The sequence below is a fragment of the Streptomyces sp. NPDC006450 genome (assembly GCF_040612195.1).
In the GTDB taxonomy this organism is placed as follows: Bacteria; Actinomycetota; Actinomycetes; order Streptomycetales; family Streptomycetaceae; genus Streptomyces.
Map to the genome: position 1 here is coordinate 1 of NZ_JBEXPT010000051.1, position 23278 is coordinate 23278.

Genomic DNA, 23278 nt, shown 5'->3' on the forward strand with positions numbered 1-23278 from the left:
GGGGACGACGGGGGCCCGGCCGGGCGAACCGATATACCCGCGGGCCCGGGCCCGGCCAACACCCGCGCGCGAGCGGCTCAGTGGATGACGGCCGCCTCCGGCGCCACCTCGGACTTGGCCGGGCCGCCATCGGACGCACCGGCCGGGCCGGCCCCCCGCAGCGGGACCTCCTTGACGAACCAGGCGGCCGCGAAGCCCAGTACCGCGATCCCCGCACCCAGCAGGAACGCCGAGTGCGTACCGGCGGCCACCGCGTGCTGGTAGGCGTCCCGGACGACCTCCGGCAGCTTCGCGAGGCTGGCCGCGTCCAACTGCGCCGAGCCGGCCTTGGCCGCCGCCTCGGGACCGAGCCGGTCGGTCATCGTGCTGGTGACCTGACTCGTGAACAGGGAGCCCATCAGCGCCACGCCGAAGGAGCCGCCGAGCGTACGGAACAGGGTCGCCGAGGAGGACGCGACGCCCATGTCCTTCATCTCGACGCTGTTCTGCGCGACCAGCATCGTGATCTGCATCAGGAAGCCGAGGCCGGCGCCGAGCACCGCCATGTACACACCGGACATCAGGCGGCTGGTCCCGGTGTCCATGGTGGCGAGCAGGAAGAGCCCGACGACCATGAGCCCGCCGCCGATGATCGGGAAGATCTTGTACTTGCCGCTGCTGGTGGTGATCCGGCCCGCGATCAGCGAGACGGCCATCATCGAGAGCAGCATCGGCAGGAGCAGCAGGCCGGAGTTGGTGGCCGAGGCGCCCTGGACCGACTGCTGGAAGAGCGGCAGGTACAGCACGCCGCCGAACATCGCGAAGCCGACCAGGAAGCCGATCACGGACATGAGGGTGAAGTTGCGGCTGCGGAAGATGTGCAGCGGCATGACCGGGTCGGCGGCCTTGGTCTCGGCGTAGAGGAAGCCGGCGATGGAGACGATGCCGACGGCGACCAGGCCGATGATCTCGGTGGAGCCCCACGCGTACTCGGTGCCGCCCCAGGTGGTGACGAGGACGGTGGAGGTGATGCCGACGGTGAGCAGCGCCGCGCCGAGGTAGTCGATCTTGGGGCGCTCTCCGTGCTGCTTCTTCGGGAGGTGCAGCACGGCGGTGACCATGGCCAGGGCCACGGCGCCGAGCGGCAGGTTGATGTAGAAGGACCAGCGCCAGCCCATGTGGTCGGTGATGGTGCCGCCGACCAGCGGTCCACCGATCATGGCGAGGGCCATCACGCCGGCCATCATGCCCTGGTACTTGCCGCGCTCGCGGGGCGGGATCAGGTCGCCGATGATCGCCATGACGCCGACCATCAGGCCGCCGGCGCCGAGGCCCTGGATCGCGCGGAAGCCGATGAGCTGGCCCATGTCCTGGGCCATGCCGCTGAGTGCGGAGCCGATCAGGAAGATGACGATCGAGACGAGGAAGGAGCCCTTCCGCCCGTACATGTCACCGACCTTGCCCCAGATGGGGGTGGAGGCGGCGGTGGCCAGCGTGTAGGCGGTGACGACCCAGGAGAGGTGCTCCAGGCCGCCGAGCTCGCCGACGATCGTGGGCATGGCCGTGCCGATGATCATGTTGTCGAGCATCGCCAGCAGCATCGCGATCATGAGCGCCATCAGGACGACCCGCACGCTGCGCGGCTTCACCTCCTCCGAGGCGGCCGCGTTCTTCTTGGTTTCCACCATGTTCCACTCCCCTGGCGCATACGCACCGGCCCTGGGACTTACTTGCCGACCGGCTAGTTCACTACACTGGGGAAGGTAGACCCGTAACTAGCCGGGCGTCAAGTAAGCAAACAGGGGAGAGTCATGCCCAGCAGCAGTCCACAGCCGCGCCGCGGCAATACGCGGCAGCGCATCCAGGACGTGGCACTGGAACTCTTCGCCGAGCAGGGGTACGAGAAGACCTCGCTGCGGGAGATCGCGGAGCGGCTTGGGGTCACGAAGGCGGCGCTGTACTACCACTTCAAGACCAAGGAAGACATCATCATCAGCCTGTTCGACGACCTGACCCGGCCGATCGACGAGCTGATCCAGTGGGCGGAGGAGCAGCCGCGCACGCTGGAGATGAAGCGGGAGGTCCTGCGCCGCTACAGCGAGGCGATGGCGGGCGGCGCCTCCCTGTACCGCTTCATGCAGGAGAACCAGGCCTCACTGCGGGAGCTGACCATCGGCGAGACGGTGAAGAAGCGCCTCTTCGCCCTGGTGGATCTGCTCCGGACCGGCCAGGAGGACGCCCCGCTGGCCGACCAAGTGCGGTGCGTGAGCGCCCTGTTCACCCTGCACGCGGGAATGATGTTCCTCCAGCACGTGGAGGGGGATCCCGAGGAGACCCGCCAGGCCGCCCTGGAGGTCGCGACGGACCTGATCACCCAGGCCCACCGGGCGTAGATTCCGCCTCGTTCACTCGATCGAACGAACGAGACCCGGAATAACTACTCTCCGTAGTCGGAGCGGCTACTTTTGGTGATGCGCGCTGCGGAAGGGCCGCGGCGCCCGAGCCAAAGGCACCGCCGTCATGATGCGTCTCGCCCTCACCACCGCCGCTGCCGCGGCAGCCGCCGTCTTCGCCACCACGCCCGCGCCGCCGCAGGCCCCCGCGCCGGCCGCCCCCCTCTCCTACGTCGCCCTCGGGGACTCCTACAGCGCGGCCTCCTTCGTGCGCCCCTGGAACACCGACGGATGCGGGCGCTCCGAGCTGGACTATCCCCATCAGGCCGCGCGGAGGCTGAAGTTGGAGCTCACCGATGTCACCTGCTCCGCCGCGGAGGTCAGAGCGGGGCTGCTGGGCCCGCAGTCCGAGCTGAAGGGGCCACCCTCCGTGCCCCCACCGGGCGGATGGGCCGCAAAGCCCGCGCAGATCACGGCCGTTACGGCGGCCACCGATCTGGTCACGGTCGGCGCCGGCGGCAACTCCGTGGGCTTCTCGGAGATCGTCGAGACCTGCGTGAAGCGGGGCCTGGCCTCTTTCGGTACGGGCACACCGTGCACCGATCACTACGCGCGGGGCCGGGGCGCCGCCGGACTCGACGCCCGGTTCAGCGCGCTGGAGGCCGATTTCACGGCCCTGCTGAAGGAGATCCGCACGCGCGCTCCGCGCGCCGGGGTGGCGGTCGTCGGATATCCGGCCGTCGTGGACGAGGCCGCGGGCTGCGGCTGGGGATCCTGGCACCAGCTCGGAACCGTCGCCAAGGGCGACATGCCCTGGCTCGACGGCCTGGAGCGCAGACTCAACGCCCTCCTGCGGGAGCAGGCCCGCCGCAGCGGCGCCGCGTATGTGGACACGTACACCTCCAGCACCGGGCACGGGGTGTGTGCGGGCGCAGAGCAGCGCTGGATGTACGGGATCAAGGACAGCCTGACCGGACCGGGGGAACAGAGCGACCCGCCCTCCGAGCTGTGCCGCTCCATCCCGGCCCGGGGTGAGGCCTGCACCGTCCTCCACCCGAACCTCCGCGGCGCCACCCACCAGGCGGACCGCGTCACCGAGACCCTGACCGCGCTGGGGGCGGACAGAACCTGATATTCAGCACGCCGGCCGGCATGTTGCTCGCCGGAAGGACCGCCATCGTCACGGGGCCGAGCAGGGGCTCGGAGGCGCCATCGCGGAGCGCTTCGCGCAGGAGGGCGCGCGCGTGGTCCTCGCGCCCTCCCACATGATCGGCGCCAGCTTCATCCTCGACGGCGGCTGGACCACCCGCTGACGGAGGCCGGACACGCAGCGGGGCCCGGACCCGCGCGGTGCGGTCCGGACCCTGTCTCGTGCGGTGTCGCCGTGGGGCGGGGGTGCGTCAGCTCTGCGCGGTGGTGTCGTCCGTCTGCCCGGCGCCCTCGGCCGCGACCGCCTTCTCGCGCATCTTGCGCAGCAGCTCCGCCTTCAGGTCGGCCGCACCCTGGCGGTCGAGGTTGCGGTGCGGGCCGTTGTTCTGCCGTTCGGCGCGGGACTGCCGCTTGCGCTGGCCGCCGCCCTGGCCGACGGGGTTGTTGATGTTCTTGCTGACGGTCACGGGTTCTCCCGGTCATGGTGCGAAGTGATCTACGGATGCGTCGGTGGGGGACGGACGGCGGCGGCGTCGACGGACGTCAGCCGGGGCCCATCACGCGCTCACTCGTAAATCGGCCTCTGGAAGAACATGACAAAGACGTTACCCGCTTCCGTCGACCCCGCACACCAACCGTTTCGCCGCACCGGCGCCCTGCCGTTGCGGGACGACCCTCAGCGGGCTTCCCGTGACTCCCGCCACTGGGCGAGTTCTGCTTCGACGTCGAATTCCCCGAGGTTCAGCGGGGGGCCGGGCGGCGGCCTGCGCAGGGCCGCGCGGATCTTGTCGTTGATCTCCGTGAGGAGGTCGCGGACCTGGCGTTCGGTGCGGGCGGCCTTGATCGCCTCGCGGGCGTCTTCCGCCTCCTTGCGCAGGGCGAGTGCCGGCGGGAGGACCGCGAAGCCCTCGCGGTGCAGCTTGCCCTTGATCCACCACAGCTCGTCGTACGGGGCGTCGAGCGAGGCCAGCGGTTTGCCGAAGCCGGGCAGTTCCGCGAAGTCTCCGCGTTCCCCGGCCTGTCTGATCTGGCGGTCCACGAAGGATTCGAAGCTGACACCAGGCGGTTTGCGCTCGGTCACGTTGCCTCCCAAGGGGTCCCTGCCAGCATAACTCCGAGGACTGGAGAGGGGGTTGCACACCGTAACCGGCTGGCCTTCGGCCTCAGAGGCGGCGGTCCGACTCCTCGATCGGGATGTCGTTGATGCTGGCCTCGCGGCGGCGCATCAGGCCCGCCGCGTCGAACTCCCACTGCTCGTTACCGTGGCTGCGCCACCACTGGCCGCTCGTGTCGTGCCACTCGTACTCGAAGCGCACCGAGATGCGGTTGCCGGTGTAGGCCCACAGCTCCTTGCGCAGCCGGTACTCCAGCTCGCGCTCCCACTTCTCGGCGAGGAAGGCGCGGATCTCGGCGCGACCGGTCAGGAAGCGGTCGCGGTTGCGCCAGGCGGAGTCCTCGGTGTAGGCGAGGGCGACGCGTTCGGGGTCGCGGCTGTTCCAGGCGTCCTCGGCGGCCTGCACCTTGGCCCGGGCGGACTCCTCGGTGAAGGGCGGCAGCGGCGGTCGCACGGAGGGAGGGGTGGTGGAAGGAGGGGTGACGGAATCAGTGGCGGTCACGGTGGGGCACCTCTCTGCAGCGGCTGGCGAGCGAGGGTGAGAACGATCGTTCTCAGCACTGCGCCCACCCTAGAGAACGGCCGTTCTCCGCGCAAGCGATTCTGGTTTACGCTGCATGCATGCCCGCCGCCCCGATGACCGACGAAGACGCCCGCACCCGCCTGCTGGACGCCGCCGAGGCGCTGTTCTACGCCGAGGGCATCCAGGCCGTGGGCATGGACCGGATCCGCGCCGCGTCGGGCATCCCGCTCAAGCGGCTGTACCGCCTCTACCCGGCCAAGGAATCCCTGGTCACCGCCTATCTGGAGCGCCGCGACCGCCGCTGGACGGCGAGCCTGCGCGCAGCGGTCGCAGGGCAGGCCGACCCGGTCGGGGCGGTCTTCGAGTGGCTCGCGGGGTGGTTCTCGGAGCCGGACTTCCGCGGCTGCGCCTTCCTGAACGCGTACGGGGAGCTGGGCGCGGGGCCCACCGGAGTGCTGGACGTCGTACGCCGGCACAAGGCGGAGCTACGGGCGTTGCTGGCCGGCATCACCGGGCCGGGCCGGGAGGGCCTGGCGGAACAGTTGCTGCTGCTGGTCGAGGGGGCGACGGTGGTCGCGGCCCTGGAGCCGGGCCCGGGGGCAGCGGTGCGGGCGCGGGAGGCGGCGTACGTCCTGGTGCGGGCCGATGGAGGGATTAACGCGGCGGCCGAGTGATCGGTCACGCGTCGTACACAACCGCTTCGCATTGTCAGCTTTTAACTGGTGTTGGGACTTTTGTCCACCGGAAGACCGCATTCGGCGGTCACCCTCCGGTCCGTCGCCTTTCCTCGCGGAGGAAACACCCTTGTCTGCTTCCCGCTGCACGTCGGCCGCCCTGGTCGTCGCGGCCGTCACCGCGACCTGCCTGCTGCCGGCCGTGCCGGCCTTCGCCGCCGGCTCGCCGCACATCCGGTTCTCCCAGCCGTACGTCCCCTCGATCGCCGCCGGAAAGACCGGCCGCGTGGTGATCGTGGCGGAGACCGGCGGCGATCCGGCACTCAGCAGCAGCTTCCGGATCACCGCTCCGGAGCGGACGACCTTCCCCGAGGCCCGCTTCTACTGGAACGGCGACCGCGCGGGCGCACCCTGCACCCTCTCCAGCAACGCCCGCCAGCTGACCTGCGACGCCGGGACCCGGGCGGGCTTCGCCTTCCCGGCGGAGAGCAACACCCGGCTGGGCGTCCTCGTACGGGTGGACGCGAACGCTCCCGAGGGCACGACGCTCGACGGCGGCGAGTGGGCGGCCGGGGCGGGCTCCTCGCCCGGTCTGTACGCGGTGTCCACCCCGGTGAGGGGGCCCAAGGGCGACGACGGGCACGACGGTCACGACGGGAAGCCGGGCCACGACGGCAAGCCCGGTCACCACGGGAAGCCGGGCCGCCCCGGACCCAAGGGCGACAAGGGCGACCAGGGCGAGCGCGGCGAGAAGGGCGAGCGCGGGGACCGCGGGGAGAAGGGCGACCAGGGGAAGAAGGGTCCGAAGGGCGACACCGGCCCCGCCGGGCCGAAGGGCGACCAGGGTCCGGCCGGCGGCCCCCAGGGTCCGAAGGGCGACACCGGGGCACCCGGGCCGAAGGGCGACACGGGCCCGTCGGGCGGCCCGAAGGGCGACACCGGAGCACCCGGACCGAAGGGCGACACGGGCAACCCCGGCCCGACGGGACCGGCAGGACCGGCAGGAGTCCCCGGACCGGGCGGACCCCAGGGCCCCAAGGGCGACACCGGCCCGGCCGGCGGACCCAAGGGCGACAAGGGCGACAAGGGTGACAAGGGCGACCGCGGAGACACCGGGCCGACGGGAGCGAGCGGACCGGCCGGACCGAAGGGCGACCGGGGCCCGAAGGGCAAGCCGGGCAAGCCCGGACCCGAGGGCAAGCCGGGCCGCCCGGGACCCAAGGGAGACCAGGGCCCGAAGGGCCCGAAGGGCGACCAGGGCAAGCCCGGCAAGTGCAAGTGCGGCAAGGACCACGGAGGTAAGGACCACGGGGGCAAGGACCACGGCGGTAAGGACCACGGCGGCAAGGGCAACAAGCCCGGCAAGCACGCCGCCCGCATCGTCAGCGACAAGCTGCACGTCCGCACCGGCCCCGGCACGCACTACAAGAAGACCGGCGTCTTCAAGTACGGCAACAAGGTCCAGGTGCAGTGCAAGACCAACGGCACCTCGGTCGACGGCAACACCATTTGGTACAAGCTCGCCGACGGCCGCGGCTGGATCTCCGCCCGCTACGCCGCGAACCTGAACCGCATCCCCACCTGCTGACCGGACCGGCCTGACCCGGCCTGACCCAGCTCGACCACCTTCGGTGCGCACCGAGGCCTCCAAGCCCCGGTGCGCACCGAAGTCGTTTCCGCACCAGCAGGGCCGTTCGACCGTTCCCCTCCGCCGGCTCCCCTCCCCCGCTCCCCTCTCCCTGCTCGCGGAAGCGCGGGTTCGATGCCCGCCCTCCGCTCCACAGCAAAGCCCCAGGTCACCGACCTGGGGCTTGGGTGATCCCGGCCGCAGCCGGCGAGGAGAGGACCTCGTACCGCCGCGAGGGCGGCCTGCTGCGCGAAGGAGAAGCGGACCCGCACGACGAGGCGCCCTGGCCGGCGGCCCGGTGCGGAGCACCGAATGCGCGGGGGGCTACCGGGTCGCCGCATGCTTGTGCCGTGCCCGGGCGTACCCGGACACGGCACAAGCGGTCAGGCCCTGATCAGCTCAGGGTGCCGGTTACTTCATGTCCTTCCGGCGGTGGTTGGGGTCCATGGGGGCCTCCATGACCTTGGCCGGCTTGGCGCGCTGGGCCGTCCCGATCGGCAGCGGCGGGGTGACCAGTACCCAGCCGTCGGTGCAGTTCACCAGGGTGTCGGTGTTGTTCTCGAGCTCACACCGGCGCTCGTACAGCTCGTTGTCCAGGGTCAGGACCTGGAACACGACGTCGTTCGCCTGGGAGGCCACGGAGATGGAGCAGGCGTCGGCGGGGAGGTCCGCGCCACCGTTGGTGCCCTGGGTCAAGGGCGTCCAGTTCCAGGTGGTCGGTTCCTGGATGGAGCGGACGCCGCCGACGACCTGGTCGGCGGTCAGGACGGCCTTGACCTCGCTGGAGTTGCTGGGCTCGTAGGCGTCGACGTCCTGGCAGGTGGCGGGACCAGCAGGACCGGTCGCACCGGTCGCACCGTCCGCACCGTCGGCGCCGGCCGGACCCGTCGGACCCTGCGGACCCGTCGGACCGGTCGCACCGCCGCCAGGTCCGGCCGGACCCTGCGGACCCGTCGGACCCGTCGCACCATCCGCGCCGTCGGCGCCGTCAGCGCCGGCCGGACCCTGCGGACCCGTCGCGCCGGCCGGACCCTGCGGACCCGTCGGACCGGTCGCACCGCCGCCAGGTCCGGCCGGACCCGTCGGACCCTGCGGACCCTGCGGACCCTGCGGACCCGTCGGACCCGTCGCGCCCGTGCCACCCGGCTTGCACTTGTCGTGGTCGTCGCCCGGCGCCAGGTACCTGGCGGACTGCTCGTGCTGCTTCGCCGCCCAGTCCACCACCTGCGGTGCGTGGAGCCAGTCCGGCCCCTGCGCCCCGCGCGGCCCGTCGTGTCCGTCGTGCCCGTCGGGCCGGCAGTCGTCACCTCCGTCCGGCGAGCTCGCCGCGGCCACTGCCACGGTCTGCTGCGCTGACGGCGTGCCCGCTGCGGCAGGGCTCGCGATGCCCGCCACAACGAGAGCCAGCGCCGCGAACGTGCCGGTCGTCAGCCACCCTGCCCGCCGGGGAAGCGGGCCGAGAGAAGATCGTGTCCCGGACTCAGGACTCATGCGTTGCTCCTTCTGGAACCGAATGATGTGCGTCTACGGACTGGGTCGCCCCGGGACACAGTCGACCGACAGCCGGGAGACGTGTCAGAGGCACGCACGGACTTCAGCGCATCGGCCCAAAGCGGGCGGGCCATGAGGACGACCCTCCAGCGCGCCTCCCCCGCTTCGGACGCACGTACAGGCTCCGGTGTGAATCTCGTCGACGGCCGTGTCGCGCCTCGTCCGGTCCGCCCTCGAACCTGTTCCTGAAGGCCGTGAGTTGGGCCGCGTGAGCACCCCGGCCCGGCGGGGCGGGACCGCCGCCTCGAAACCCGCGGAAGAAACTCCGACGGAGATGTCGAGAACCCGTGCCCCGCTCCGTCTCCTCAGTGAACGCGGCCACAATGGGTCGCACAGCACCGAGGAGACCACCATGGCCAAGTACCTGCTTCTCAAGCACTACCGCGGCGCTCCGGCCCCCGCCAACGACGTACCCATGAGCGAGTGGACGCCGGAGGAGATCTCGGCCCACATCCAGTACATGAGCGATTTCGCGGCCCGGCTGGAGGGGACCGGCGAGTACGTCGACGGTCAGGCGCTCGCCCCCGAGGGGACCTGGGTCCGGTACGACGGCGAGGGCCGCCCGCCCGTCACCGACGGCCCCTTCGCCGAGACGAAGGACCTGATCGCCGGCTGGATGGTGATCGACGTGGACAGCTACGAGCGTGCCGTCGAGCTGGCCGGGGAGCTCTCTGCGGCCCCCGGTGCGGGTGGCAAGCCGATCCACGAGTGGCTGGAGCTGCGCCCCTTCCTGTCGGCGGCGCCCACCATCCCGGAGTGCCCGCACTCGTGACCGCGCCGATGGACGAGGCCCTGCTCCGGAGCCTCACACCGCAGGTCCTCGGGATCCTCGTCCGCCGCGGAGCAGATTTCGCGGCGGCCGAGGACGCCGTACAGGAAGCCCTGATCGAAGCGGTCCGGGTCTGGCCCGAGGACCCTCCCCGGGACCCGAAGGCGTGGCTGGTCACCGTGGCCTGGCGCCGGTTCCTCGACGCGACGCGGGCGGACACCGCCCGGCGGCGGCGCGAGGAGCGCGTGGAGGAGGAGCCGGCGCCCGGCCCCGCGCCCGCGGTGGACGACACCCTCCAGCTCTACTTCCTCTGCGCCCACCCCTCCCTCACCCCGTCCTCGGCCGTCGCGCTCACCCTGCGCGCGGTCGGCGGACTCACGACACGGCAGATCGCCGCGGCCTACCTCGTCCCCGAGGCGACCATGGCGCAGCGCATCAGCCGCGCCAAGCGGACCGTCTCCGACGTCCGCTTCGACCGCCCCGGGGACGTCGGCACGGTCCTGCGCGTCCTCTACCTGGTGTTCAACGAGGGCTACTCCGGCGACATCGACCTCGCCGCCGAGGCCATCCGCCTCACCCGCGGCCTGGCCGCCGCCATCGACCATCCCGAGGTGTCGGGGCTCCTCGCCCTGATGCTGCTCCACCACGCCCGGCGCGCGACGCGCACCGCCCCCGACGGGAGCCTGATCCCGCTCGCCGAGCAGGACCGCACCCGCTGGGACACGGCCCTGATCGCCGAGGGCATCGGCATCCTCCATCCCGCCCTCGCCCGCGACCGGCTGGGCGAGTTCCAGGCCCAGGCGGCCATCGCAGCCCTCCACGCGGACGCGCCCACCACCGAGGAGACCGACTGGGTGCAGATCGTGGAGTGGTACGACGAGTTGGTACGCCTCACCGACAGCCCGATCGCCCGCCTCAACCGCGCGGTGGCGGTCGGTGAGGCCGACGGCCCCCGCGCCGGCCTGGCGGCGCTGGCGGAGCTCGACGCCACGCTCCCCCGCCACACCGCGGCGGCCGCGTACCTCCACGAACGCGACGGCGACCTGACCACGGCGGCCCGCCTGTACGCCGAGGCGGCCCACCGGGCCCCCAACCTCGCGGAACGCGACCACCTGACCCGCCAGGCGGCCCGCCTGAACTCCGCCCGCCGGCCCTGAGCAGCCGGAACCCCGAGATCTGTCAAGCCCCGAACGTCAGGGGCATGACGCGGTGCGCCGATCCGGGGTCAATGGAGGCATGGGATCACACAGAGCAGGTGACCCACCCGCATCGTCCGGGGCCATCCCTGAACGACGCGTCATGCGGGAACAGGGGGACCGATCGACCGTCCCTCTGCCGCTGCTCGACGGAGGTGAACTTCTCATGACCCACAAACCCCACATGCCCCACGCACCCCGCACACGGCGCCTCGCCGTACTCACGGCCACGGCCGCCCTGGCCGCGGCGGGCGGACTGCTGCCCTCCAGCGCGTTCGCCGCACCGGCCACGCCGCACGCCGACACCGTCACCGCCGCGGCACCCGGTCACGACGGCCGCGGCGATCAACGCATCGGCTCCTGCCATTGGCACAGCGTCGGCGGCGACCACGGCAAGCGCAAGGGCCACGATCCCGGCTGGGGCTGGTGGCACTGCCACAAGCACGGGCACGGGCACAAGCACGGGCACAAGGACGGGCACGACAAGGACCGCCGGCGCGACAACGACCGCTGGCGCGATGCCGACCGCTGGCGCGACGTCGACCGCTGGCTCGACATCGGCCGCTGGTACAACGACGGCCGCGTCCACGGCACCTGAGCCGGCTCTGGAGCCCAAGGAAGCCGCCCCACACCACAACTGAATTCACGGTCCGGGCTGGAGGGCACGTCCCCCCAGCCCGGTCCGCCGCACGTGTGCAGATGATCCGCCGACGCGTGGCCACACGCCTCACCACGTCATGCTCCGGCCGGGCGCGCGCCCTGTTGGTCCCGGTCCCGGTCTGCGCGTGCCGCCGCGGTGGCGCGGGCGAAGGCCTCCTCCGGGAGCGGGCCGTCGGCCTCGGGGAGCAGATGGGCGCGGGGAATCCTCAGGTCCAGCAGAAGCTCACGCAGGGTGGGGACGGTGCCGCGGGTGAGGTGGACCGCGCTGCGGTGCAGGGCCTCGCGGCCGGCCAGACGCGTGGTGGACCACCAGTGGGAGCCGGTCCGGTCGCGGACCTCTTCCCAGCCGCCCCTCAGGAACTCACTCTCGGGGTAGGCGGCGATCCCACTGCTGCCCGACGCGGCGGGTGCGCGCGGGATCGGGTCGAGGTCGGCGTCCACCAGGACCAGACGGGAGACCACGTGCTGGTGCCGGGCGGACAGGACGATGGCCACCCAGCCGCCCATGCTGTGAGCGATCAGTTCGGCGCCGGCGACATTCGCGCAGGTCAGGGCTACGGCACGCCTATCCGCGTGTGACTCCAGGATGTAGTCGAAGCCGGTCGGCCGGTCGCTGATGCCGTGCCCCGGCATGTCGACCAGCAGCGAACGGCGGCCCGCGAGCAGGGGATGGACCGCGACCTCCGTGAAGTAGGCGGGCGACGTGGCGCCCAGCCCGTGCACGTAGACACGTGCGGGCTCCCGCCCCGGCAGCTCGACCCAGCGGATCCGGTCGCCCTCGGGCGTCACGGCGGCATGGCGCGCAGTCTGCTCCCCTGCGGTCGAGATCGAGGAGAGACGAGAGTAGCCACTGGGCCAGGGCGTCCTGCTACGGCTTCCGCTTCACATCGGCCACGTCCACGCCTTCGCCCTCGAAAGCCCCGAACGCTTCGACGCTCACCCCGCTGCCGGTGCCCGTGACCTCCAGGGCCAACCGGCTTCCCATCATGCGCAAGTCGATCCTCACGCGGGGAGCGCCCTCGTGGTCCGGCATCCGGTGGATGTGCGCCGCCGGGTAGTCGAGGTCCGTCAGCTTCTTCTGCATCGTCTGGTAGTCGGCCGTCTTCGTGTTCTTGAACGCCTCGCTGATGCGCTGCGCGTGCTCGCCGCCGAAGCACTCCTCCCCGGCACTCAGGGGCACCTCTTCGGTCGGGTCGGGCAGGGCGAAGCCGGGTGTCGGCTCCGGCGGCGACGCGGCATCGTCCGGCAGGGGGACCGGTATGCCCCCGTCGGCGTCCGGAACACCCGGCGGAGTCTCGCCAGGCCCGTACTCCGGCTCCGGACCTCCCTCCCGACCCGGCAGGTCCTCGGGCTCGGGCGGGACTCCCCCAGTCGGCACGCCCTCGGGGGCCACGCCCTTGTCGGCCGGAACGTGCTGAGCACAGCTCGGCAGGATGCGGGTCATCATCTCGAGGAAGCGCAGCTCCGGATCGCCCTCGCCCGTCGGAGCTTCCTGCGACGCGGATGCCGCCGAGACGCCGCTGCCCGCGAGGGCCTGATCGGTGGTGGCGTTCCGGGTGCCGCAGCCGGACAGCACGATGCAGCCGAGCACGGCCACCAGCAGGGACTTCGGGAGGGAGATTGATCGCATGCCCGCATCATGCAGAGACCGGTTCACCGGCCACATGAGTACGCCTACTCACCTCATCCTGAGCTGCCGTCAGGAGGTGAGGTACCCGGCAGCCCCCGCCACCGGCAGGCTCGCCCAGGTTCGTGTCCCGCCCCCGGGTTCCCGGGACTCCCCGAAGCCCCAGGCCCCGCCGCAGTCCCGCACCACGGCGGCCATCACCCGCAGTGCGGCGCGTCGGCGGGCCTCGCAGTGGGCGGCGAGGCGGGGGTGGGAGTGGGGGGTGTGCCCGTCGTAGACGGTGAGGCGGAGGGCGCCTTCGCGGTGGCGGAGAGCGAGGTACAGGCTCCGGCCGGGATCCAAGTACCAGGCCGCCGCAATGAGTTCACCGACCACCTGCACGGCCGCGGGCACGACCCGGTCGAGGCGATGCGCGTGCAGGACGGACCGTACGGTGCTGCGCGCGATCTGGGCGCTGTACGGCTCCCCGGGCACGGTCAGGCTGCACGACAGCCCGTCGGGGGACGGCGGCTCGTCGCTCGGCGGACAAGCGTCGAAGCAGCCGGGGCTGGGGGGCATGAAGGGGCTGAGCATGACGGACTCCCTGTCGTAACGCGGATGGCGACGTGTACTTCGGTGAGCTCGACGCGCACGGATTGCTCTCGCGTTGATGGGGGCAGTGGCTCGTCGCCGAGGCCGAGGCATGCTGCGGCGATGCACTTCCAACTCCCTTGCGTGAGCCGTGCATTACCGAATGTAGCGCGAAGCGGGCCTTTTTTGGCCCGCCGTCCGGGAGAAGTCAGCCGTTCGTGCACGAGGGTCCGGTGACGCGTAAGACTGCACCCCATGACCGCGAGGACAGCTCCCACCGAGCGCCAGAAGCGACTGGGGTACGAACTGCGCCGAATGCGCACGTCAGCAGGGCTCTCGGCCGAGTTCACGGCGGGCCTGCTGGGCGTGGACCGCGGCGCAATCTCCGCCATGGAGTCGGGCACCCGCGCCATCTCTACCGAACGGATCCGCACACTGGCAGCCAACTGCCAGGTTGACGACGAGCGGTACATCGCCGGGCTGACGGACATGGCCCTGCCCGCCGGCCCTCGATGGTGGGACCGCTACAGGGGCCAAGTACCGCAAGGCTTTTTGGACATCGCCGAGCTGGAGGCGCGCAGCATCCGCATGCGGGTTGCGTACCCGCACCACATGCCGGGACTGCTCCAGACCTCGGACCATGCCCTCGCCGTGTTCCGCATGGTCATCCCCGCACTCCCCGAGCACGAGGTCGCGCTGCGGCTGGCACTGCGCGTCGAGCGCCAGAGCGTCCTGGACGGCGAGAACGCTCCCGCGTTCGTAGCCGTCGTGCACGAAGCCGCTCTGCGGTTGCGGTTCGGCAGTACGGACATCCTGCGGGCGCAGCTGAACCACTTGATCCAGCGCTCCGAACAGGACAATGTGACTTTGCTCGTCCTCCCGTTCGAGGCGGGCGGCTTTCCGGGAGCAGGACAAACGGTGCTCTACGCGGAAGGGCCGACGGCGCAACTCGACACCGTGCAGATCGACAACTCGCACGGGCCCGACTTCCTCCATGCCGAGACCCAACTCGCGAAGTACCGAGCTCATTTCGAGCTGATGGAGCAGATGGCGCTATCCCCGGAGGCATCCCGGGACTTCATCCATTCCATCGCGAGCGAACTGTGAGAGGGGACATCGTGACCGACGTGACCTGGGAGGACCCCTTCTGCGGCGAGGGGAACTCCTGCTACCGGATCGGGGTGGACGGGGACGGCAACAGCTACATAGCCCTCTCCGGCCAGGAGGACACGTACCTCACCGACACCCGTGAAGCCTTGCAACAGCTCATCCGGGACATCAAGGCCGGCAAGGCCGACCACCTGCTGGCGGACTGACCCCGCCACCCGCCGGAGCGGACAGCGGGGTCCCGCTCTACTTGATGCTGCGCGGGAAGGTGATCTCCACGCGGCGGTTCTTCTTGCGGCCTTCCTCGGTGCCGTTGTCGGCGATCGGGTAGTCCTCGCTGTAGCCGCGTACGTCGAAGGTGACGCTCGGGTTGGTCACCGTCTTCGCCAGCTCGGCCTGCACGGCGTCGGCTCGCTTCTTGGAGAGTTCCTTGCCGTGCTCGTAGCTGCCCTGGTCGTCGGTGAAGCCGAAAACCCGGACGGTGGTGGCCTTCTGGGTGTTGATCTCCTGCGCGATGGCCTGGATGCGGGCGGCGGCCTGTGCATTGAAGACGGCGCTGTCCTCGGGGAACATCACCTCGGACTGGAGCGCCATCATGACGGTCTGGTTCGTCTCCTGGCGCCGCTCTTCGCCGCCGAGATCTTCGACTACCTCCACCATGTCCAGCACCTTCGGGGGTGCGAGAATGCCGCCCTGGGGGAGCTTCAGCCCTGGGGAGTCGGCTTTGATGGGTACGGGCGCCGCGGCGGAAGGTTCCGTCCCGGGGGGTACGGACGGCGTGACGTCGTCGGCATACGCACTGGTCGCGCCGATGAAGTGCACGCTGGCGATGACGAGACCGGCGACGGCCGTGGCTGCGGTGGTTCGATGGCGTTTGGTCATGAGGTCACCCGGAGAGTTTGATGGTGGCCGCGGCAAAGCTCGGCAGACCGAACACGACCTCGGTGGTAGTGGCCGGCGGCGAGGGGAACTGTGCGAAGACGGCGACACTCTCCCCACCCTTAATGGACGCGAGGCCGGTAGTACACGCACATCGCCCCTCTGTGTCACGCAGCACGAGGTAGCGCTTCTTGCCAACAGCGTCGACCAGACTTGCGCCGGCAACGGAGCCGGGGCTAGCCGTCCTCTCTTCGCCTCGCAAGGCCCCGAGGCTGGTGACCCTCTCGGAACCTGTGTTCTTGATCTGACCACTGACGGTGACATACCCGTCTTGGTCGCGAACAGCCGAATTGATCTCCAATACGAGACTGGAAGGCCCTTGCGCCGTAGCAATTACTTCGAGAGGTCCCGAATTCTTACTTGCGCTGGGCGCGGGCTGCTGAGGGGTACTCTCCTGGTTCTGCGGAGTCGAGGACTTCTGGGACTCCTTCGGCTTCTCACCTGCTCCGCCGCACCCGGCCAACGCGAGGGCCAAGACCGCCGCAACCGCAACGGCCGCTCCCCCGCGGACCTTCACCTTCTGCCGAATGCTCATGTACGCCGCTTCCTTGTCTCTCGTTCGCTATCAGTCGACCAGTCGCACGCTGAAGAGCTTCCTCGCCAGCTTGTGCAACGGTCCTGGATCCGAAGGATCCACGGTGATCTCCCCTCCGCCCCGGCACTGAATGCCTATGGGCCCAGGTACGGTGTCGCCACCCCCTGGCGACGGTGTCGGGGTGGGCGTTGGAGTGGGCGCGGGTTGCAGTGAGCAGCGCGGTTCGATCAAGGCCGTCGCCCTGGCCTGGCCATGCAGGTTCTCGGTCCCCGGGACGACCGAGTCTCCCACCGTGCCGTTGGTGGTCACCGTGACGGTGAACTCCAGAGAGTCGAAATCGCATTCCGCAGTGGGCAGCCTGGCCTCGTTCGAGCCAGCAAAGCCCTGAGCCTTCGCGCAGGCCCCCTCAGCATCGAAGCGACGACCCCTGAGGATCTCCTCCCACTCCTCCGGTGTGAGGGTAAGGAGACTCCTGCCCATGAAGGCGTTGTCCCTGACCTCCCGGGCAGCCGCGAGCGCCGCCGCATCGGCAGCACCCTGCGCATCGCTGCGCGTGGCCCCCGCCATCCCGACGACGACGAAGGCCAACGCGGCGAAGAGCAGGCAGGCCATCATCGCAACGTAAAAGGGGAGAACCTGCCCCCGGTCACGCGAGCCTGGCCCGGTCATCCGCCCGTGATGTCCTGCAAGGCCCCATCGATGGCACCCACGATGTCGCCCGCCAGCCCGGACGCGATGATCGCCGTGATGATCAGCGCAATGATCACGATGATCCCCAGGTACTCGAAGACCGTCTGCCCCTCGTCCCCACCCCGCCGCACGCGGTCCTTCCGCTCGACGATCGCCTTGAGCAGTCTGAGGTTCTGCATGGGAGTCCTCTCCAGAGCCGGCGCCGATATCGGTTCGCGGACGGTACGTCGGCGCACCAGCAGTTGCAAAGGGCCCCGGGGCCCAATTACGGACCCACTGCGCACTCCGTCTACCCATGGCCAGCCACCCCCGGACGGGCGGTTCCCAGCCAACGGGCTATCGCCTCGCTGCGCGTGGCGGTCTGGAGCTTCGCGAAGATCCGGTTGATGTGGTTCTTGACCGTCTTCTCGCTGATAAAGCAACTGGCTGCGATCTGCTGGTTACTCATGCCGGAAGCGATGAGATCCATGACCTCCTCCTCACGCGAACTCAGCCCGAACACAGCATGGTTGGGAAGCCGCTCCAACGACTGTCCCACAGTTCGTTGCGGATGCGAAGAGCCCCGGAGTTCCGCGAGCACCGCGCTCGCCGCCGTCGGGCTGAAGTGCGCCCGCCCCGCGCGGACGTCGCGGACGGCTGCGACGAGGTGGTCCGGCGTGAATTCGCCGTGCACCAAGTAGCCGCCCGCACCCAGCAGCAGGGCCTCGCGGACGATCTCCGACTCCTGGCTGTACGTCAGCATCAGCACCGGGGCGAGCCGCACGAGGTGGGGCAGCGCGGAGATGCCGTCCACGCCCGGCATCCGGACGTCCAGGAGGACCACGTCGGGGGCGTGGAGCCGGGTCAGGTGGAGCGCCTCGCGGCCGTCCACCGCCTCGGCCGCCACCTGGATGTCCTCCGCGGTGGCCAGGAGGGCCGCCAGGCCGGCCCGTACGACCGGGTTGTCGTCGGCGATCAGGACGCGCAGGGACGATGCCATCACGCACCACCCCCCACAGCCAGGGCCGCCAGCGGAAGGGCCAGCCGGACCCGGGTCCCGGGGTGCCCGCCCGGGCGGGCTCCGATGTCGAGGCGTGCACCGACCGCAGCCGCTCGCTCCGTCATGCCGACCAGCCCGAAACGGCCCGCGCCGGCCAGTACCGCGAGGTCGATGCCGTCCGGGAGGCCCCGGCCGTCGTCCTCGATCACGAGCAGGAGGTCGGGGGCGTCGACGGCCGCCTCGACCGTGATGCGCGCGGCTCCCGCATGCCGCCGGGCGTTCTCCACCGCCTCCCCGGCCACCGCCAGCAGGTGCCGGGCCACCGGGGAGGGAACCATCGGAAGGGTGCCGGTCACGCGCAGTTCGGTGATGTCGGGGCCGGGGTCGGGGCCGATCCGGGCCCGGAGTTCCGAGGCCAGGGAGACCGCCGGCGCGTCCAGGTCCCGGCGCAGGTCGGCCAGTACGTCCCGGGACTCCGCGACCGCGCGGCGGGCCGCTCCGGACACCAGGGCGGCCTGGCGGCGCAGGGTCGCCGGGTCGGTGGTGCGGGTCAGGGAGTCGGCGGCGAGGGCCAGTCCGTGCAGGGTCTTCGACACCGAGTCGTGGAGTTCGCGGGCCAGGTGGTCCCGTTCGGCCTGTACCGCTTGCGCCACCGCCAGGCGGGCGCGGGTCTCCAGCACGGCTTGGCCGGCCGTTCCGAAGCGGAGCAGGACGTCGCGCAGGCAGGCCCCGGCCGCGCCGGCCAGGAGGCAGAGCACCGCCAGCACCAGCGCTTCGGCGACCACCGCCACCACGGCCGCCTGGACCGCCGCGTAGACCGCCGCGCCGCGCCGGCCGTAGACGATCCCGGCCAGCAGCGGGGTGCACACCGAGGTGAGGAGGAGCGGGGAGCCGGGGGTGGCCGTCAGGACCAGCAGTCCGCTGAAGAACACCCAGTCGACCGCCAGCGGCCAGCGGTGGCGCAGGAGCAGCGGTCCGAAGCGTTCCCAGTCGCGGAACAGGACGTAGGACAGCAGGAAGGCGAGCAGGACCGCGCCGCCCGCCAGGTGTGTCGGTGCCCCGGGTGCCGTGCGGCTCAGCACCACCGGCGTGCCGAGGGCGATCATGACCAGGCGGAAGGCGAAGACCTGGCGGCACAGCGCCTGGAGGGCGTTGGCCTGGAGGGCGATCGGCAGCTGCGCCGCGGTGCGTGCGGACGGCCGGTCCCGGGCGGTGGCGGACGCCGCCACGTCCAGCGATGCGGGCATGGGTCACCCGCCCCCGAACATGGCGCCGAAGTCGACGTCCGCTCCGTACACGAACCCGCCGATCAGGAGGATCATCGTCCCGGGCAGCATGAACATCGTGACGGCGAAGGTGGCCTTCGGGACGGCCTTGGCGGCCCGGCGGCGGGCGTTCTGGGCGTCGGTACGGCGCATGTCCTCGGCGATGGCGATCAGGGTGTCCACGATCGGGGAGCCCAGTTCCTCGCCCTGCTGCAGGGCGGTGACGAACTGCGCGACCTGCTCGGAGTCGTTGCGCCGGCGCAGCTCGTCGAAGGCCTGGCGGCGGCTGACGCCCATGGTCATCTGCTGGAGGGTGATCCGGATCTCGTCGGACCACGGGCCCTCGTACTTGTCCGCGACCCGTTCCAGCGCGGGCCGGAAGCCGAGCCCGGCGCTGACGACCACCGCCAGCACGTCCAGGAAGTCCGGGAGGGTCCGCTCGATGTGGTCGCGGCGGATCCTGATCGCCGACCAGAGGCCGGCCTCGATCCAGAACAGGCCGAAGGCCACCATCAGCAGGGCCAGGATCAGCTGGCCGTTGACCAGCATGGCGAAGGCCCCGACGGCGCCCAGGAAGGCGTAGACGGCCCGGCGGGCGGCGTAGCGGTCGATGGTCAGGCCGGACGGGTTGCCCGCCGTGTCGATCTGGCGGCGTTTGCGCGCCACCCGGTCCGGGCCCATCAGGCGCAGTATCAGCGGCGCGTAGCGGATGCCGATGCGGTCGATGAGCGAGCCGACGGCCGTCGTGCGGGTGGCGCCGACTTCCAGGGCCAGCATCAGGTCGGACGGGAGTTTGGTGTCGGCGCGGTAGAGCCGGATGCCGTGGAACGCGCCGAAGACCGACAGGCCGACGGCCAGGGCCAGGAGCAGGGCGATCATGCCGGCCTCCTCATACGTCGATCTTGGACAGGCGGCGGATGGCGAGGAAGCCGAGCACGAAGAGGCCCAGGGCGACGAGGACGGCGGTCTGCCCGAAGACGGATCCGGTCATCCGGTCCAGCGCGCCCGGCATCATCGCGTCCACGAGGAGGAGCGAGCCGACCCCCATCACCGGGACGAGGTACGCGGTGGCCGTCACCTGGGAGAGCTGCGTACGGATCTCGCGGCGGGTCTCCTTGCGCTGCTCCAGCGTCACCGTCAGATTGCGCAGGCTGCCCACGATCGCACCGCCCGCGCGGGCGGACAGGACGAGGGTGGAGACCAGGACGACCAACTCCCGGGACGGCAGCCGTTCTTCGATCTCACCCAGGGCCTCCTCGATGGAATGGCCCACCGCGAGCCGGTCGGCGACCCGCGCCAGTTCCTCGCCGGCCGGTGCCTCCAGCTCCTCGGCGGCCATGCCGATGGCCGTACGCAGGGCCAGGCCGGCCTGGGTGGCGTTCGCGAGGATCCGGGCCAGGTCGGGGAGCTGGTTGATGAACCGCTCGGTGCGGCGCGCCCGCTGCCAGTTGAGGAAGGCGTTGGCCCCCCACAGGGCGATCAGGCCGGCCACCGGACCGAAGAACGGGGCCAGGAAGGAGGCCGAGACCAGCCAGATCCCGGCGACCGTGGCCAGCATGTAGACGAAGTACTCGCCGACGGTGAGGTCCAGGCCGGTCACCGCGAGCTTGCGCTCGATGCCGCGGCCCAGCTTGGTCGTGCGCAGGCGCCGGTCCACGCCCGGGAAGCGGCGTATGCGGCCGGGGGGTGCCGGGACGCCGGTCGCCGAGAGGCGCTCGATGAGCGCGGCACGCTGGGCCCGGCCGGCGGCGTAGGCGTGGAGCCCGGCGACCACCAGGACGCAGGCCAGCAGCGTGGCGCCGAGGGTGAGGAGGATCAGTGGGTTCACAGGGCAGTCCGGGTGATGCGGGCGGGGAGGGGGCCGGTGAGCGGGTCGGGGAGGGGTCCGGTGAGGGGGTCGTCCGCCGACGCGACCCCGAAGGCCTGCGGGATCGGCTGGTTGTTCATGTAGAGGCGGTCCGCGATCCAGCGCGGCAGCGGGTAGTACGCGAAGCGGCCGTGGACGCGGCCGTCCGCGCCCATGGGCTGGGCGGCGAAGCGGCAGACCGTCGTGATGCGGAAGGGCTCGCGGCCGTGCGAGTCGAGGACGGAGATCTCGGTGATCCGGCGCGTGCCGTCGCCGAAGCGGGTGAGCTGGACGACGACGTTGACGGCGCTGTTGATCTGGTCCTGGAGGGCCTCGAAGGGGATCTCCACCTCCGACATCGACGCGAGGGTCTGCAAGCGCATCAGGGCGTCGACGGAACTGTTCGCGTGCACGGTGGCGAGCGAGCCGTCGTGGCCGGTGGACATCGCCTGGAGCATGTCGAGCGTCTCGCCGCCCCGGACCTCGCCGACGATGATGCGGTCGGGACGCATGCGCAGGGAGTTGCGGACGAGGTCGCGGATGGTGATCTCGCCCTTGCCCTCCACGTTCGCCGGACGGGACTCGAGCCGGATGACGTGGGCCTGCTGGAGCTGGAGCTCGGCGGAGTCCTCGATGGTGATGACGCGCTCGCCTTCCGGGATCAGGCCGGAGAGGGCGTTGAGGAGCGTGGTCTTGCCGGTGCCGGTGGCGCCGGAGACGATCACGTTCATCTTCGCCGCCACGAGGCCCGACAGCAGGAGGACCATCTGCTCGTCCAGGGAGCCGACGCCGATCATCTCGTGGAGGGTGAAGGCCCGGGGGAAGCGGCGGATCGTGAGCGTGGCGCCGGTCAGGGAGAGCGGCGGGATGATCACGTTGACGCGCTCGCCGCTGGGAAGGCGGGCGTCGACCATCGGGTTCGCCTCGTCCACGCGGCGGTTGACCGTGGAGACGATGCGCTCGATGGTCTGCATCAGCTGCTCGTGCGAGGCGAAGCGGAGCGGGAGCTGCTCCACGCGGCCGGAGCGCTCCACGAAGATCTGGTCGGGGCCGTTGACCATGATCTCGGAGATGGTCGGATCTTCGAGGAGCGGTTCGAGCACGCCGAGGCCGAGGGCCTCGTCCACGACGCGGCGAATGAGCTGGGCACGCTCGACGGTGGAGAGGACCGGTCCCTCGCGGCTGATGATGTGGCCGAGGACGCGCTCCAGGCGCGCGCGGCGCTCTGCGGGCGCGAGCGCCGACATCTCGGCGAGGTCGATCTCCTCCAGGAGCTTGGCGCGGTACGAGGAGACCAGGCGGCCGTCCTCGCGCGGGTTGTGGCGGTCGTCGGGGGTGTTCACCCTGGAACGCAGGCTCATGGTCCGGTCACCTCGGATCGTCGTTGGGCATGACGGCGGTCCGGATGACGGAGCGCTCGCCCACTCCGGGCAGGATCGACTCGATCGTGATGGTCACCGTCATCGTGATCGCGTCCTCGTTCGTGGCCGGCGCGATGACCGTTCGCGCCGCGAGGCTCGGCCTGATCGCCGCCAGGCCCGTCGCCACCCCCTCCCCCGGATAGCGCGCCTCCGCTCGTGCCGCCGTACGAGCGGCCGTCTCGGCCTGCTGTGTCACGTAGGCGGTCCAGCCGAGCTGGATGCCGCCGAGCCCGACCAGGAGCAGGAAGGGCAGGAACCCGATGTACTCCAGGGCGACTTGGCCCCGGTCGCGATCACCGTTGCGGATCGTGCGCAGTCGGTTCATCTCAGTCCTCCTGCTCGTTCGGGGAGCCGCCGTGGCCTTCGATGGGGACGCCGATGTCGAAGCCCGGGAACAGGAGGGGGAGGTTGAGCGTGACCCTGGCCTTGTAGAGGTTCCCCGAGGCCCCGCACTCCACGGTGGGCGCGTCCCACCCGCTGGAGATGTGCTCGAGCGCGGCCTCCCGGCAGGCGCCGCCCCCGTGCACCGCCCCCACCCGTGCCGCCTCGTCCGCGGCGTTGCCCACCAAGGAGTACGCATACCCGATGAGCACGCACTCCCACACGGCCACCACGACGAGCAGGATGTACGGGAGCATGCCGACGAACTCGATCGCCACCTGCC

The 23278-nt window shown here is 71.0% G+C and carries 28 protein-coding genes; 9 read left to right on the forward strand and 19 right to left on the reverse strand.

Features of this window, described 5'->3' with window-relative positions:
* Window positions 1-77: 77 nt before the first annotated feature.
* Window positions 78-1667, reverse strand: coding sequence for an MDR family MFS transporter (locus ABZY57_RS17430; protein ID WP_356512752.1), 1590 nt, complete (start codon window positions 1665-1667; stop codon window positions 78-80).
* A gap of 123 nt (window positions 1668-1790) precedes the next feature.
* Here ABZY57_RS17430 and ABZY57_RS17435 point away from each other — a divergent pair, with 123 nt between their 5' ends.
* Together ABZY57_RS17435 and ABZY57_RS17440 are read left to right on the forward strand one after the other, a co-directional pair.
* Entirely contained in the window at window positions 1791-2372 is a 582-nt protein-coding gene (locus ABZY57_RS17435) for a TetR/AcrR family transcriptional regulator (protein WP_356512754.1), read from the forward strand.
* Between the two features lie 127 nt (window positions 2373-2499).
* Window positions 2500-3504 carry an SGNH/GDSL hydrolase family protein gene (locus ABZY57_RS17440; protein ID WP_356512756.1) on the forward strand — a complete coding sequence of 335 codons (1005 nt, stop codon included), beginning with the start codon at window positions 2500-2502 and terminating at the stop codon, window positions 3502-3504.
* Window positions 3505-3772: 268 nt separating this feature from the next.
* On the opposite strand, the gene ABZY57_RS17445 is transcribed toward ABZY57_RS17440, so the two are convergent.
* From ABZY57_RS17445 to ABZY57_RS17455, 3 genes are all read right to left on the reverse strand, one after another.
* Entirely contained in the window at window positions 3773-3988 is a 216-nt protein-coding gene (locus ABZY57_RS17445; protein WP_356512758.1) for a DUF6243 family protein, read from the reverse strand.
* A gap of 209 nt (window positions 3989-4197) precedes the next feature.
* Window positions 4198-4602: a DUF1992 domain-containing protein gene (locus ABZY57_RS17450; RefSeq protein ID WP_356512760.1), complete on the reverse strand. Its 405-nt coding sequence runs from the start codon at window positions 4600-4602 to the stop codon at window positions 4198-4200.
* Window positions 4603-4684: 82 nt separating this feature from the next.
* Window positions 4685-5137 carry a nuclear transport factor 2 family protein gene (locus ABZY57_RS17455; protein ID WP_356512762.1) on the reverse strand — a complete coding sequence of 151 codons (453 nt, stop codon included), beginning with the start codon at window positions 5135-5137 and terminating at the stop codon, window positions 4685-4687.
* Window positions 5138-5256: 119 nt separating this feature from the next.
* On the opposite strand from ABZY57_RS17455, the gene ABZY57_RS17460 reads away from it, so the two are divergent.
* The gene (locus tag ABZY57_RS17460; protein WP_356512764.1) at window positions 5257-5832 is read left to right on the forward strand and encodes a TetR/AcrR family transcriptional regulator; all 576 of its coding nucleotides are present in this window, start codon (window positions 5257-5259) and stop codon (window positions 5830-5832) included.
* A gap of 130 nt (window positions 5833-5962) precedes the next feature.
* Complete coding sequence (locus tag ABZY57_RS17465; RefSeq protein WP_356512766.1) at window positions 5963-7420, forward strand: SH3 domain-containing protein; 1458 nt, start codon at window positions 5963-5965, stop codon at window positions 7418-7420.
* A gap of 450 nt (window positions 7421-7870) precedes the next feature.
* Here ABZY57_RS17465 and ABZY57_RS17470 read toward each other — a convergent pair whose 3' ends face one another.
* A complete protein-coding gene (locus ABZY57_RS17470) occupies window positions 7871-8950 on the reverse strand; it encodes a hypothetical protein (protein ID WP_356512768.1) in 1080 nt (359 codons plus the stop codon).
* Window positions 8951-9362: 412 nt separating this feature from the next.
* Here ABZY57_RS17470 and ABZY57_RS17475 point away from each other — a divergent pair, with 412 nt between their 5' ends.
* From ABZY57_RS17475 to ABZY57_RS17485, 3 genes are all read left to right on the forward strand, one after another.
* The gene (locus tag ABZY57_RS17475) at window positions 9363-9782 is read left to right on the forward strand and encodes a YciI family protein (RefSeq protein ID WP_356512770.1); all 420 of its coding nucleotides are present in this window, start codon (window positions 9363-9365) and stop codon (window positions 9780-9782) included.
* Window positions 9783-9790: 8 nt separating this feature from the next.
* A complete protein-coding gene (locus ABZY57_RS17480; RefSeq protein ID WP_356512829.1) occupies window positions 9791-10936 on the forward strand; it encodes a sigma-70 family RNA polymerase sigma factor in 1146 nt (381 codons plus the stop codon).
* A gap of 223 nt (window positions 10937-11159) precedes the next feature.
* Window positions 11160-11573, forward strand: coding sequence for a hypothetical protein (locus ABZY57_RS17485; protein WP_356512772.1), 414 nt, complete (start codon window positions 11160-11162; stop codon window positions 11571-11573).
* Between the two features lie 137 nt (window positions 11574-11710).
* Here the strand turns inward: ABZY57_RS17485 and ABZY57_RS17490 are convergent, their stop codons facing one another.
* The 3 genes from ABZY57_RS17490 to ABZY57_RS17500 form a co-directional block, all read right to left on the reverse strand.
* The gene (locus ABZY57_RS17490) at window positions 11711-12424 is read right to left on the reverse strand and encodes an alpha/beta fold hydrolase (protein ID WP_356512774.1); all 714 of its coding nucleotides are present in this window, start codon (window positions 12422-12424) and stop codon (window positions 11711-11713) included.
* A 79-nt stretch (window positions 12425-12503) separates the two neighbouring features.
* A complete protein-coding gene (locus tag ABZY57_RS17495) occupies window positions 12504-13265 on the reverse strand; it encodes a hypothetical protein (RefSeq protein WP_356512776.1) in 762 nt (253 codons plus the stop codon).
* 69 nt (window positions 13266-13334) lie between these two features.
* Window positions 13335-13835 (reverse strand): ATP-binding protein, encoded by a 501-nt coding sequence (locus tag ABZY57_RS17500; RefSeq protein WP_356512778.1) that lies wholly within the window; start codon window positions 13833-13835, stop codon window positions 13335-13337.
* A gap of 252 nt (window positions 13836-14087) precedes the next feature.
* Here ABZY57_RS17500 and ABZY57_RS17505 point away from each other — a divergent pair, with 252 nt between their 5' ends.
* Together ABZY57_RS17505 and ABZY57_RS17510 are read left to right on the forward strand one after the other, a co-directional pair.
* Window positions 14088-14939, forward strand: a complete 852-nt coding sequence (locus ABZY57_RS17505) for a helix-turn-helix transcriptional regulator (RefSeq protein WP_356512780.1) — start codon at window positions 14088-14090, stop codon at window positions 14937-14939.
* 11 nt (window positions 14940-14950) lie between these two features.
* Window positions 14951-15148, forward strand: a complete 198-nt coding sequence (locus tag ABZY57_RS17510; RefSeq protein ID WP_356512781.1) for a hypothetical protein — start codon at window positions 14951-14953, stop codon at window positions 15146-15148.
* Between the two features lie 37 nt (window positions 15149-15185).
* On the opposite strand, the gene ABZY57_RS17515 is transcribed toward ABZY57_RS17510, so the two are convergent.
* The 11 genes from ABZY57_RS17515 to ABZY57_RS17565 form a co-directional block, all read right to left on the reverse strand.
* Complete coding sequence (locus tag ABZY57_RS17515; RefSeq protein WP_356512783.1) at window positions 15186-15821, reverse strand: OmpA family protein; 636 nt, start codon at window positions 15819-15821, stop codon at window positions 15186-15188.
* Between the two features lie 4 nt (window positions 15822-15825).
* Window positions 15826-16413 carry a hypothetical protein gene (locus ABZY57_RS17520; RefSeq protein ID WP_356512785.1) on the reverse strand — a complete coding sequence of 196 codons (588 nt, stop codon included), beginning with the start codon at window positions 16411-16413 and terminating at the stop codon, window positions 15826-15828.
* Window positions 16414-16443: 30 nt separating this feature from the next.
* Entirely contained in the window at window positions 16444-17082 is a 639-nt protein-coding gene (locus ABZY57_RS17525) for a pilus assembly protein TadG-related protein (RefSeq protein WP_356512787.1), read from the reverse strand.
* Window positions 17079-17282, reverse strand: coding sequence for a hypothetical protein (locus ABZY57_RS17530; RefSeq protein ID WP_356512789.1), 204 nt, complete (start codon window positions 17280-17282; stop codon window positions 17079-17081). The genes ABZY57_RS17525 and ABZY57_RS17530 overlap by 4 nt, the downstream gene beginning before the upstream one ends.
* 110 nt (window positions 17283-17392) lie before the next feature.
* Complete coding sequence (locus ABZY57_RS17535) at window positions 17393-18082, reverse strand: response regulator transcription factor (protein WP_356512831.1); 690 nt, start codon at window positions 18080-18082, stop codon at window positions 17393-17395.
* A complete protein-coding gene (locus tag ABZY57_RS17540; RefSeq protein WP_356512791.1) occupies window positions 18082-19329 on the reverse strand; it encodes a histidine kinase in 1248 nt (415 codons plus the stop codon). Before ABZY57_RS17540 ends, ABZY57_RS17535 begins: the two co-directional genes overlap by 1 nt.
* 3 nt (window positions 19330-19332) lie before the next feature.
* Window positions 19333-20223: a DUF5936 domain-containing protein gene (locus tag ABZY57_RS17545; RefSeq protein ID WP_356512833.1), complete on the reverse strand. Its 891-nt coding sequence runs from the start codon at window positions 20221-20223 to the stop codon at window positions 19333-19335.
* 13 nt (window positions 20224-20236) lie between these two features.
* Window positions 20237-21175: a type II secretion system F family protein gene (locus ABZY57_RS17550; protein ID WP_356512793.1), complete on the reverse strand. Its 939-nt coding sequence runs from the start codon at window positions 21173-21175 to the stop codon at window positions 20237-20239.
* The gene (locus ABZY57_RS17555) at window positions 21172-22554 is read right to left on the reverse strand and encodes a CpaF family protein (protein WP_356512795.1); all 1383 of its coding nucleotides are present in this window, start codon (window positions 22552-22554) and stop codon (window positions 21172-21174) included. The genes ABZY57_RS17550 and ABZY57_RS17555 overlap by 4 nt, the downstream gene beginning before the upstream one ends.
* 7 nt (window positions 22555-22561) lie before the next feature.
* Window positions 22562-22939 carry a TadE/TadG family type IV pilus assembly protein gene (locus tag ABZY57_RS17560; protein ID WP_356512797.1) on the reverse strand — a complete coding sequence of 126 codons (378 nt, stop codon included), beginning with the start codon at window positions 22937-22939 and terminating at the stop codon, window positions 22562-22564.
* 1 nt (window position 22940) lies between these two features.
* The gene (locus ABZY57_RS17565) at window positions 22941-23273 is read right to left on the reverse strand and encodes a TadE family protein (protein WP_356512799.1); all 333 of its coding nucleotides are present in this window, start codon (window positions 23271-23273) and stop codon (window positions 22941-22943) included.
* Window positions 23274-23278: the final 5 nt, after the last annotated feature.